The organism is Terriglobia bacterium (assembly GCA_020072785.1).
Lineage (GTDB): Bacteria > Acidobacteriota > Terriglobia > Acidiferrales > UBA7541 > Acidiferrum.
Genome location: JAIQGG010000007.1, coordinates 97,105 through 107,793, shown reverse-complemented (window position 1 = coordinate 107,793; position 10,689 = coordinate 97,105). Strand labels below are relative to the sequence as shown.

Sequence of the window (10,689 nt, the reverse complement as noted above, 5' to 3'; positions counted from 1 at the left end):
GGATAAGGCCACGCTGCGCTTCCCGCTGGCGGGCGGCGCCGTCTATGCCCGGGAATTCACGCGCGCGGCGCTCGATGCGCTCATCGCGCCGGTGGTGGAGCGCACCATGAAGCCCGTGCGCCAGGCGCTGGCCGACGCGCAGCTGCAGCCCACGGAGATGGACGAAGTGGTGCTGGTGGGCGGCACCACGCGCACGCCGCTGATTCGCAGCACGGTCGAGAAATTCTTTGGCCGCAAGCCGCACGTCGAACTGAACCCCGACGAAGTGGTGGCGCTCGGTGCGGCCGTGCAGGCGGACATCCTGGCGCGCGGGGTGAAGAACATGCTGCTGCTGGATGTTGCTCCGCTTTCGCTGGGCATCGAGACGTACGGCGGCGCGGTGGCCAAGATCATCCCGCGCAATTCGACGATTCCGGCGAGCGCGCAGGAACTCTACACCACCGGGGTGGACAACCAGACAGGGATCGACATTCACGTGGTGCAGGGCGAGCGCGAGATGGCCAAGGATTGCCGCTCGCTGGCGCGCTTTACGCTGAAGGTGCCGCCGGCGCCGGCGGGGCTGCCGCGCATCGAGGTGAAATTCCTGATCGACGCCAACGGCATCCTGCAGGTGGCCGCGAAAGATCTGCGCACCGGCGAGCAGCACACGGTGGAAGTGCAGCCGAGCTACGGGCTGAACGACGCCGAGGTCGAGCGCATGCTGGAGGAGTCCATCGAGTATGCGGAGCAGGATTTTGCGGAGCGCCAACTGATCGAAGCGCGCACCGAGGCGGAATCGATCTTGACCGCCACGGCCAAGGCGCTGGCCGCGGTTCCAGCCGCGCAGCTCGCCGGCGGCGAGCGCGAAAAGATTGACGCGAGTGTCGCGGCGCTGCAGGCCGCGGCCGCGGGCAGCGATTACAAGCTGGTGCGCGCGCGCATTGACGAGCTGAACCAGGCGACCACGCACCTGGCCGAGCTGATGATGAACAGCGCGCTTTCGACGGCCCTCGAAGGCCGGCGCCTGGCAGAGGTTTGAGGGCAGAGGAGAATCACATGGGCGGCAGCAACCCCTATATTGACGAAGTCAAATACAAAACCGCCACGAAGAAATACAAGGTTACGTTTCTTCCCAGCGGCAAGACGGTCGAGGTCGATCCGGCGCAGTTCCCTTACGGCCACAACGGGATTCCGGGAAGCATCCTGGACATCGCCGAGGGCTTCAAGATGGGCCTGGACCACGCCTGTGGCGGGGTGTGCGCCTGCTCCACTTGCCACGTCATCGTGCAGCAGGGCATGGAGACGTGCAACGAAGCTACCGACGCCGAACTCGACCAGCTCGACGAAGCGCCCGGGATCACGCCGAAGTCGCGCCTGGGCTGCCAGTGCGTACCCGACGGGACAACGGATATCACCGTGGAGATTCCGGAGTGGAACAAGAACTACGCGAAAGAATTGGATCACTGAGAGGACGCGATTTGTGACGGGGGAAGTCAAAAGTTGACAGTTGAAAGTCGACAGTAAACCCTACTGCTGGGCGTAGCTTTACAAGCTGTTGACTGTCGAACCCGCGGGCTTTCACGCGTCACGAGTCCACTTCTTGCAGGAGCCAGGCATGCCGGCGACATTCGGTTGGGACAAGATAGAAGACATCGCCATCGCGCTGGCGGACAAGTTTCCGGAGACCGACCCGCTGACCGTGCGCTTCACCGACCTGCACAAGTGGGTGTGCGAGCTGCCCGGCTTTGCGGGCGACCCGCAGGCCTCCAACGAAGCCAAGCTGGAAGCGGTGCAGATGGCCTGGCGTGAGGAGTATCAGGACCGGCAGGGGTAAGGGAAACTCGAAACTCGAAACTCGAAACTCGAAACTCGAAACTCGAAACTCGAAACTCGAAACTCGAAACTCGAAACTCGAAACTCGAAACTCGAAACTCGTCTCCTCTCGCAGGGTGTGTTTGTTAAGGGATTTCGCGTTTCGAATTTCGTCTTTTTCTTCCCGTCACCCCAGGCCGCTTTGACCAATCCTCCGTTTTCTCCTATTCTAGTAAGGTTACGGCCTCACAGCGGTGGCGCTATGGTGCAACGGTTAGCACGCGGCCCTTTCAAGGCTGAAATACGGGTTCGATTCCCGTTAGCGCTACCAACTCTTCTTTGTTGACCGGATTCGTCTCTAACTGCAGAAAAAGCAAGCTGGTTTCAGCGGTTCGATAAGTTCTGTCCCTATGCTGAACACCACGCGAAAAAAACTTGCTGCAATGTTTGTCGCTGTTCCAAAGACAACTCAGCCCAGAACCGAGGAGCATTCAGAAGTAAGGACTGGCCAAGGCTGACGACGGCTCGGCTGAAAGTTGTCGCGGATATGTCACCATTCCAGCCGTATCGGAATGTTTTCCAGTGCTTATTGGTGTGCGAAAAGGGAAGGATTTGTAGCTGCTAATAGACATTCCGGACGGGCGGGGTATGCTGCGTATGTCCCGGTTTGACAATCATCGGGCGGTTAGCAGCAAGTTGAGACGAGCGGAGGCATTTGGGCGCTGTATCAATCAACCTCGCCCCAGTGGGTAGATGGATAATAAGAGACTGCTTCCTGCGTTCGCGATTCGCAGTGAGGCGTTGTCTATGAAAACGTTACTCTGTACTTTCAACGCTACCAATCTCTTCGTTCGATATAAGTTCCCCAGGACCTTTCCGCGCGATATGTCTGGAAAAACTACGGTAGATCTGTAACCAGACATTACTTACGCAAGAGGCTCAAGAAGAGGACGATGTAGTTCTTGAGATTGTGCGTGATGAGGAAGTTTTCCTTGACATGCTGGTGGCCGTGCTCCCCGAGTTTCGCGGCGATTTCCGGATGCGACAACAGATAACGTATTTGATAGGCCGTGCCTTCCACGGAATGCGCGAGGAGGCCGGTGTGTTTATGGATGATCTGCGTGGGGATGCCGCCGACGGCTGAGGCGACGACAGGTTTCTTCTTCCAGAGCGCTTCGGTGACGGTGAGGCCAAAACCTTCGCGGAGACTTTTTTGGATGACGATAGTGGAGGCGCGCTGGAGGGCGTTGACTTCGAGCGGGGCCCAGGCGTGAAGTTCGAGGACGTGAATGTCGGGGTCGTTGCCGGCCTCGTGGAGGACTTCTTTTAGGACGGCGGAGCCTTCGGGGTCGTCGGAGGCGCTGCCCCCGGCGAGGACAAGCTGGCAATCGAAATAGCGCTTGACGATGCGATAGGCGCGAATGACGCCCACAGGGTCTTTGAGGCGATCGAAGCGGGAGATTTGGGTGAGGATGACCCGGCGGGGATCGATGTTGTAGCGCTCGAGAACGCCAGATACGAAAGTGGGATCGAGATCGCGATTCTTGTCGGAGAGAGGATCGATGGCGGGATAGAACAGATATTGCGGAATGGGAAGGTGCCGGGAAAACTCGGGCGAAGAGAAGATGGCGCCGTCATAGTGCGAGACGAACCTTTCGAGAAAAGTCCAGACAGCGTGATGAGGGTGGGAAAGATCGATGTGGCAGCGCCAGATCCAATGACCCGAGCCGCTCCGGCGCGCATCAATGAGCGCGGCGGGTTGCGGGTCGTGGATGACGGTGAATTCTGCGTCCAAGGAGAGGCGCGCACGATTTCGTTCGTTGTAGGCGAGAAAGATTTCGAAGTCTTTGGCGCAAGGATGATAAGAGCCGCCGTGCAAGGCGTTGTGGAAGGATTTGGTGACTTCGAAGAAATCTTCGCCGCCGGTCATGACATCCCAGCGAATGGGGAGTTCGAGCTCCTGTGCGAGAGGCACGAGGCGGTTGAGAATTTCCGCGACGCCGCCGCCGACGGCGGTGGAATTGACCATCTGGACCCTACGGCCCTTGAGCGGAGCGGCGAGAGCGCGGAGCTCATCGATTTCCCCGGCGCCGAGAAGCGCGGCGTAGGCATCCAGGGGGATACGCAGTGCAACGGGCGCTTCGATCATGGTTTCCTCTGTTCCCGATCGATGAGGCGGAACATTTTGCTGCGCACGGTGTCGAGCGTGTTGGTGTAGATGTCGATGCGATTGAAACTCGAGGCGAGAGTGGAAAGGCCGAGACCGCCATTCAGCCAAAGCGAAAAATCGTTGGTCTGGAGGTGCAGGCGAAGGCGAGAGGAAATGAAATGAAAGTAGAAAGCGGCGTGGCTGAGGCGTTCGAGACCGTAGCGGAATTGTTCGAGCGTGGCGGCTTTGTAGCGGAGAGGCGCGGTCACCTCGACGCTTTCGCAGAAGTAGAAAGGTTCGAGGGCGGATTGCGCGGCGAACTGCGGATGCTCGGCGCAGTAATCCCGGACGAGACGGCAGAGATCGCTGCGGAGGGCGGCGATAGAGACGTAGTCACGGATGTCGAGGGCGGCGAGCTGCTCGGCGAGCGGGTCGCGGTTCGCAGCGGCAAGCACCCACTGGGCGAAATCATTCGAAAAACCTTCCGTCAGGAAGTGGTGGGCACCGAGAGTTTGATAGGTGTGATGAAAGATGGAGTTGTCGCTGCAATGTTCGAGTCCGGAGAGCAGCTCGGAGAGCGTGCAGGCGGACTGGTTGCCGATACGTGTGAGATAAGCAACGGTGAAGAATTCGAAAGGTGTTTCGGCAATGTTCATGAAAGAGCAGCCTCCAATCGTTTGAGTGCGGCGGTGACTTCCGCGGAATTGCGAAGGAAATAGCGGGCGGACGTCGCGCGAGGCGAACCGACGTGGACGGAGACGCCATGGGGGATGGCGGCGAAGGCGGGTTCGTCGGAGAGATCATCGCCGAAATAGATGACCAAAGCGCGGCGGAAGGTTGGCTGAGCGAGAAGATCACGCACGGCGCGGCCTTTGCCTTGATTCGAGCGCGGAACAATTTCAAAGTCGCGACAGTTTTCGAAAATGTGCAGGTGGTCAAGGAATGGCCGAAGGAGCACGCGAAGGGTGCGGCGAAGATTGCGCCGCAATGCTTGAGCCGTGTCGGGAAGATGGATGGAAAGACTATGGCGCTTGTCTTCGATCCAGACGCCGGGAGACGCCGAAAGAAGATTTCTGAGCGTGTTGTGGGCACAGCGCAGGGCAGTGGTCGCTTGAATGGGAAGCTGCACTTTACCATCATGTTCCCAGCCATAAAGGCCCAGATATCGGATGCCGCGAATGCCGATGAACCGCTGGAGTTCAGCGCGGCGGCGACCGCTGATGACGATGAGAGAGAGACGAGGGTGAGGGGCGAGGCGCCGTAGGAGTCCGCGTGTCGCGGCCCGCAGCCGAACTTGCCCGGGACGCGGAGCGATGGGGACCAAGGTGCCATCAAAATCGAGGAACAGGACGATATGGGAAGCTTCGCGAATCGGAGGAGCGAGAATAGGCCACTGAGAAAAAAGATGAGTGACGCGGCCAGAGGAGAGATGTCCTGAGGCTGATTCGACCAAGTCTCCAGGTTGTATGAGGAATCGGCGTTGGGCGGGGTTCATGGCACTTCGGCGCGCTCCGGAGTATCAATGCGAATTTCGGTCAGGTCAGAGAGGAGATTTGCGGCCCAACGATAGACGTTGTGTTTCCGGACGCCGCGGCGCATGCGCTGCATCCGGGCAGTCTGTTCCTCATCCGGCATTTCCAGGGCGCGGCAAACGGTCAGAGCCAGGTGTTGCACATCATAGGGATTGACGAGGAGCGCGTCGGAGAGTTCATTCGCGGCGCCGGCGAAAGTGCTGAGGATTAAAACGCCACGCTCGTCGTCGCGCGCGGCGACAAATTCTTTGGCGACGAGGTTCATGCCGTCGTGGAGCGATGTGACGAGGCACACCGAAGCGGCATGATAAAAGCGCGCAATTTCCTCGTGTGAATGGTGGCGCTTCAATAGCACGATGGGCTTCCAGAGGGCGGTTTGGAAGCGGGCGTTGATGCGATCGGCTTCCGCGGAGACTTCCTCAAGATAATGGTGGTAACGGTCGATGTGGGTGCGGCTAGGTGCGCCGATCTGAACGAAAGTGAAGCGGTTCAGGTAGACGGGAAACAGTTCGAGGAATCTCTCGATGCCGCGGAAGCGCTCGAGAATGCCTTTGGTGTAATCAACACGGTCTACGCCGAGGCCGAGGAGAGAGGCTTCGACGCCGAGCTCGGCGAATAGATCGGCACGCTCCTTGCCCGGGGAGCGCAGCGGGACTCGCGTCTGACTGCTGTCAGGAAACGCGACGCTGATGGGATAGGGACGCACGCGAGTGACATGGCCCTGGCGGTTGACGGCGAAGCGGTCCCATTCGGTGAGAGCTTCCAAGGCGTGCTCGACGGTTTCCAGGAAATTGTTGCAGTGCGACTGAATGTGAAAGCCGATGAGGTCCGCGCCGAGAAGACCGTCAACAAGCTCGCGCTGCCAGGGACAAATGCCGAAGACTTCGGGATTGGGCCAGGGAATGTGCCAGAAAATGGCGACGCGGGCATCGGGGCGAGCTTCCTTGACCATGCGCGGCAGCAGAGCAAAGTGATAGTCCTGCGCCAGAAGTATCGGTGATTCGGTGCCCTGCATTTCCTGGAGGATGGTGTCGGCGAAGTGGCGATTGACTTCCTGGTAGCGCTCCCAATCCTGCGGGCGGAAGACCGGGCGGGTGTGCGCGATGTGGCAGAGCGGCCAGAGGCCTTCATTGGAAAAGCCGGCATAGTAGCCGCGCTCCTCTTCGGGGGTGAGCCAGACGCGGCGCAGCGTGTAACTCGGATGATCGGGCGGCACACGGAGACGGTCGTGCGCGTCCACGACTGCGCGGTCGGCGCTGCCCGAGCCGTGGGCAACCCAAGTGCCGTCGCACGCCAGGAGGACGGGTTCGAGCGCGGTGACCAGCCCACTCGCCGGGACGATGACTTCGATGGATTTTTTTCCGTTGAAGGTGTGGATGTACGGCTGGCGATTGGAAACCACAAAAAGGGGCGTGCCCTGCAGCTTGGCGCGGAAGCTGACGCGCAGGCGCTCGGCGGTCCATAGAGAAACATGGGAGTCGCGCAGGCGGGCTTCTTCTTCGGCGACGGCGCGGGCAGAGGTGAGATCGTTGGCGAGGTGCGTGACCTCTTGATTGAACTGAGCAAAGATTTCGCTCTGCGAAAGAGCCGGAGGAGCATGCGGCTGGCCGGTGCGAAGGATGCTGAGCCATTTTGCAGTTCGCGCGAGCGGGGCAATGAAATTCCAGCGGACGAGGAGAAGAGCGAGTCCGGCGATGAGCAGAGTCTGAACGCCGGCATTCACCAGTGAATCGCGAAGCGTGTGGGAGACCTGGGCATCGATGTAAGCAGTGTCATTGACGAGCGCCAGTGCCCCCACGATTTCTCCAGCCCGATGTAGCGGCAGAGCGTAGATCTGGAACGGAGCGTCGCCGATGACGACATAGTCCTCGGTGGCCGCATCTTGTTGGACGGCGTGCGCTGCGGTGGCCGGGCAGGTGCGGAGCAGCGCGGCGAGGCCGGAAGTCATGGCTAGAGCAGTGCCAGCCGTGTCATAGACGGCGATACCTTTGAATTGATCGTGCTTGCCGAACCGCTCCACGAGACGCTGCATATACCTTTCATTGTTTTTTTCATTCGCGCGTTCGAAGAGAGGCTCGATGTTTGTCTGCAGGCTTTCTGCAAGAACTTGGGAGCGTCGCGAGAGATCCCGGCGTAGATTGCGGCGCTCTGTGCGGACCTGATAACCAGCGAACAGCAGAGAGACAGCGGACACGCTGATAATGAGGGGCAGGATCATTTTCAGAGTCGTGCGCATCAGTCGCCTCGCGGTTCAAAAAATATCGCGCAGGGAGGCTGGATGCGTCGAGCGCGAATGGGTTCAGAAGGATTCGGCTAGCAAGAGAAAAATGAGCCGTTGCAATTAATGTTCGTGAAGAGATGCCACCGGCTGAACGACAACGTGCAGGGCAACGTTTTTACCATTGTCCGACGCGCGGTATTCGACCGTTGCTTGCGCACCGACTGTAAGCTTCCCTTCGAGTTTGGTGTTGTCATCAATGAGGAATTGCATGGGTTCGGCGTCTTGTGATTTCTTCACATCATTGGTGAGCGAGGCAACTCCAATCGCGGAGAGTTTTCCCGTGACTGTGGGATTTGACGATGCGAGGCCGCTGAGCAAAGGGCGGGTGTTCACGGGTAGCGACCACACAGCGACGGTAAAGCAGAGTACAAAGAGGGTGGCCAGCGAAAGAACTGTTCGGAGTCGCATAGAACTCTCCTGTGAGTTTTTTCGGCCAGGATAGAAAGAATGAGGCACATCAAGAGCCAAAGTCAACAGAAAAAGGCAGATCATTCTAAAAGTTATCTGGCTCTGTTGACATCCTCAGGAAAGGATAGCGATGCCTCAAGCGATACAGATTGAAACTCAGTCCGAGCCGCAGGGCTTGGCGCATCTGCATCCGCAGCGAGCGACCCGGTGCGCGAGCCGAGAGCTTGCGCTTCACCGAAGAGAACAGGGTTTCGATCAGGGCGCGGCGCCGGTAGAGCTTTCGCGGAAACGCCCGCCGCATCTCGGCACGCACTCCACGCACGCGCCACGTTTTCTTTCCGCGCTTGGCGGGGATCACCCTCCGCGCCCCGAGATGCTGCCGGATATACGTGCGATTTCTCCCGCTGTCGAACTCGGCGTCGGCCAGGACCAGCCCGATGCGCGTTTGCTCGGAAGCCGCTTCGACGACGGCGGGCAAATTCGCGCAGTCGTTGCACGGACCGCGTCGCGCGATCTGCGACAACAAGAACTGTTGATCCAGATCCGCCACGACCACCCACTTCAGCCAGTGGCGCCACGACAGCGGTTTTTACCCGTGATGATGCATGCGCCGCACAAAGAACGTGCTGACCGCTCCCTGCGCCAAGCCCGTCGCGTCCACGGCCACGCGAGCCCGCCTGCGCCCCCGGCATCGCGAACCGCGCAACCGGCGCACCGCCTCGCCGACCGCTCGATCGATGGTCTGGTCGTCGAGACGCTTCAGGAAGCGATACAGAGTCGTGAAATCGGGCACACTCACGAGCCCCAACGTCTGACGCAATTCGCGGTGCCCGCCCAATCGCACCTGGGCTTCGCGAAAGGTCCAGTCCTCGTAGCGCATCAGACAGAGGACGGCCAGCAACTGCGGCTGCGTGAATTGGCGCCTGCTGAAACGGCTGCGGTAACGCGGAAGCACCGCCTTGGAGACTTGCAGGGCGATGCGAGCAAAAGGCAGGAGTCCGACTTCGGCCATCGCGCCTCCTGCCTCCGTAGCAAACAACAAACTCGACCCGTCGGCTCCTGCGAATTTTCATAGTTGTCACGAGGATGTCAACAGAGCCAGATGGCTTCTAGGCCACCAACTTTTCCCGTTTTCATCCTCTGACTCCCGGTACGCTTCCGGGAAGCGCCTATTTTCAGATCGCTCGTGATACCGTCAGAGAGTCGCAGCGGAGGCGGTTAAAGATGAGTTCACCAAATGCACCAAGCAAGGGCGAGATGCCCGCGGCGGAAGCGGTTTCGCTGGCGGAGCTGGTGGCGTATCAAGATGGAGCAGTGGTCAGCCGGACGCTGGTGAAGCGCGCCACAGGGACCGTTACGCTGTTCGCTTTCGACGAGGGCCAGGGTCTCAGCGAGCATACCGCACCGTTCGACGCGCTGGCGCATGTCTTAGAGGGCGAAGTGGAAATCGTGATTTCCGGCAAACCGCTGATGGCGAGAGCCGGAGAAGCGGTCCTCATGCCGGCAAATCAACCGCACTCGCTGAAGGCGCTCACCCGATTCAAAATGCTGCTGACGATGATTCGCTCGTAGCCCGATGAAGTTGATCTGGGAGGCCCCAGTCCCTACCTAACCTACGTGTCCCGTTTTGCAGGGGGAGCACGAGAAATGCGGACTCGCTTCCTGAGTGTGCGCATTCCAGAGTGTTGTAGAAGCGGGTAAAGCGGGTGTACGATGCGGGGCTTAAGTAAATCATTCGTACAAGTTCCAAACGAGGCATTCCGAATCTCTTGAGCGTTCGGCGCATCCTAAGGCCCTCGACAATCAGGTGCGTTGTCATGGGTGTGTTCCTTGCCATCTATGCACGCCCGATTGGCGTTCTTCTTTATACGAAGTGGGAGGTTCGCAATGCGGCCGAGTTATGGGTTGTGCCGACGCCGCTGCCCGTCGTCGCGACCGAGCCATCCAAAGGAAGGACATTCTCCTATTTCGGATACGAATTCGAATCGCCATGGACCGACGTGAAGCGAGAAAGAAAATTTGAGTCGGTCGCCACGCTCAACTTCTCAGGCGGGCAATTCGTTACGATTTTTGACTCAGCGCAAAGTGCCAATGAACTGGATCTAATGAAGCAGAGCTCGACGAAGCGTGGAGTGGAGCTCCGGGCTGTGCTTGGTGACGAGGCTGTGCGTTCAAGATATGCACTGCGTTCCTGGATGTGGAACCTTACCCCCGGAGACTTACGGTTGCTTTCCTCCAGGCAGGAAATGGTGAGCAACTCGGTTTTCCTCACCCTGAAGCAAATATGGATGACGGGGATCAAAGGTGGTTTGTATTCCTTCGAGACCAGCCGGTTTCGAGGCTTCCAAAAGGGCGGTCCGGCACAAGACGATGTGGTCAACATTGAGGCATTCGATGCGCAGGATCGTAAAATTGAGATTTTGATCGGGGCGGAACGCGGCTCGAAAAACAGACCTTCCCAAGCAGATATCAATACCATCCTCTATTCACTACGTCCGGTTTCCACGACCCAAGCGAAATAGGCACCT

12 protein-coding genes and 1 tRNA gene are annotated in these 10,689 nt (G+C 59.0%); 6 read left to right on the top strand and 7 right to left on the bottom strand.

The features are described from left to right. From LAN61_15060 to LAN61_15045, 4 genes are all read left to right on the top strand, one after another. The coding region (locus LAN61_15060; protein ID MBZ5541835.1) for an Hsp70 family protein at window positions 1-1,018 on the top strand (1,018 nt) is incomplete at its 5' end. 17 nt (window positions 1,019-1,035) lie between these two features. Further along, window positions 1,036-1,446: a 2Fe-2S iron-sulfur cluster binding domain-containing protein gene (locus tag LAN61_15055; GenBank protein MBZ5541834.1), complete on the top strand. Its 411-nt coding sequence runs from the start codon at window positions 1,036-1,038 to the stop codon at window positions 1,444-1,446. 148 nt (window positions 1,447-1,594) lie between these two features. Beyond that, window positions 1,595-1,813, top strand: coding sequence for a Fe-S cluster assembly protein IscX (gene iscX, locus LAN61_15050; protein MBZ5541833.1), 219 nt, complete (start codon window positions 1,595-1,597; stop codon window positions 1,811-1,813). 234 nt (window positions 1,814-2,047) lie between these two features. Continuing rightward, a tRNA-Glu gene (locus tag LAN61_15045) sits at window positions 2,048-2,122 on the top strand. Window positions 2,123-2,713: 591 nt separating this feature from the next. On the opposite strand, the gene LAN61_15040 is transcribed toward LAN61_15045, so the two are convergent. The 7 genes from LAN61_15040 to LAN61_15010 form a co-directional block, all read right to left on the bottom strand. Then, window positions 2,714-3,940, bottom strand: a complete 1,227-nt coding sequence (locus tag LAN61_15040; GenBank protein ID MBZ5541832.1) for a glycosyltransferase — start codon at window positions 3,938-3,940, stop codon at window positions 2,714-2,716. Continuing rightward, window positions 3,937-4,596: a DUF5752 family protein gene (locus tag LAN61_15035; GenBank protein ID MBZ5541831.1), complete on the bottom strand. Its 660-nt coding sequence runs from the start codon at window positions 4,594-4,596 to the stop codon at window positions 3,937-3,939. Before LAN61_15035 ends, LAN61_15040 begins: the two co-directional genes overlap by 4 nt. Continuing rightward, complete coding sequence (gene otsB, locus LAN61_15030; GenBank protein MBZ5541830.1) at window positions 4,593-5,393, bottom strand: trehalose-phosphatase; 801 nt, start codon at window positions 5,391-5,393, stop codon at window positions 4,593-4,595. The genes LAN61_15035 and otsB overlap by 4 nt, the downstream gene beginning before the upstream one ends. Window positions 5,394-5,431: 38 nt before the next feature. After that, entirely contained in the window at window positions 5,432-7,684 is a 2,253-nt protein-coding gene (locus LAN61_15025; GenBank protein MBZ5541829.1) for a trehalose-6-phosphate synthase, read from the bottom strand. 129 nt (window positions 7,685-7,813) lie between these two features. Then, on the bottom strand, window positions 7,814-8,161 hold the full coding sequence (locus tag LAN61_15020; protein MBZ5541828.1) for a hypothetical protein: 348 nt from the start codon (window positions 8,159-8,161) through the stop codon (window positions 7,814-7,816). A gap of 85 nt (window positions 8,162-8,246) precedes the next feature. Next, window positions 8,247-8,711: a transposase gene (locus tag LAN61_15015; protein MBZ5541827.1), complete on the bottom strand. Its 465-nt coding sequence runs from the start codon at window positions 8,709-8,711 to the stop codon at window positions 8,247-8,249. 39 nt (window positions 8,712-8,750) lie between these two features. After that, entirely contained in the window at window positions 8,751-9,173 is a 423-nt protein-coding gene (locus LAN61_15010; protein ID MBZ5541826.1) for a transposase, read from the bottom strand. A gap of 212 nt (window positions 9,174-9,385) precedes the next feature. On the opposite strand from LAN61_15010, the gene LAN61_15005 reads away from it, so the two are divergent. Both LAN61_15005 and LAN61_15000 read left to right on the top strand, forming a co-directional pair. Beyond that, entirely contained in the window at window positions 9,386-9,733 is a 348-nt protein-coding gene (locus tag LAN61_15005; GenBank protein ID MBZ5541825.1) for a cupin domain-containing protein, read from the top strand. Between the two features lie 245 nt (window positions 9,734-9,978). After that, window positions 9,979-10,683 (top strand): hypothetical protein, encoded by a 705-nt coding sequence (locus LAN61_15000; GenBank protein MBZ5541824.1) that lies wholly within the window; start codon window positions 9,979-9,981, stop codon window positions 10,681-10,683. Window positions 10,684-10,689 lie beyond the last annotated feature (6 nt).

Coding starts and splice junctions, on each gene's coding strand:
- LAN61_15055 (MBZ5541834.1), top strand. CDS start 1,036: ATGGGCGGCAGCAACCCCTATATTGACGAAGTCAAATACAAAACCGCC.
- iscX (MBZ5541833.1), top strand. CDS start 1,595: ATGCCGGCGACATTCGGTTGGGACAAGATAGAAGACATCGCCATCGCG.
- LAN61_15040 (MBZ5541832.1), bottom strand. CDS start 3,940: ATGATCGAAGCGCCCGTTGCACTGCGTATCCCCCTGGATGCCTACGCC.
- LAN61_15035 (MBZ5541831.1), bottom strand. CDS start 4,596: ATGAACATTGCCGAAACACCTTTCGAATTCTTCACCGTTGCTTATCTC.
- LAN61_15020 (MBZ5541828.1), bottom strand. CDS start 8,161: ATGCGACTCCGAACAGTTCTTTCGCTGGCCACCCTCTTTGTACTCTGC.
- LAN61_15010 (MBZ5541826.1), bottom strand. CDS start 9,173: ATGGCCGAAGTCGGACTCCTGCCTTTTGCTCGCATCGCCCTGCAAGTC.
- LAN61_15005 (MBZ5541825.1), top strand. CDS start 9,386: ATGAGTTCACCAAATGCACCAAGCAAGGGCGAGATGCCCGCGGCGGAA.
- LAN61_15000 (MBZ5541824.1), top strand. CDS start 9,979: ATGGGTGTGTTCCTTGCCATCTATGCACGCCCGATTGGCGTTCTTCTT.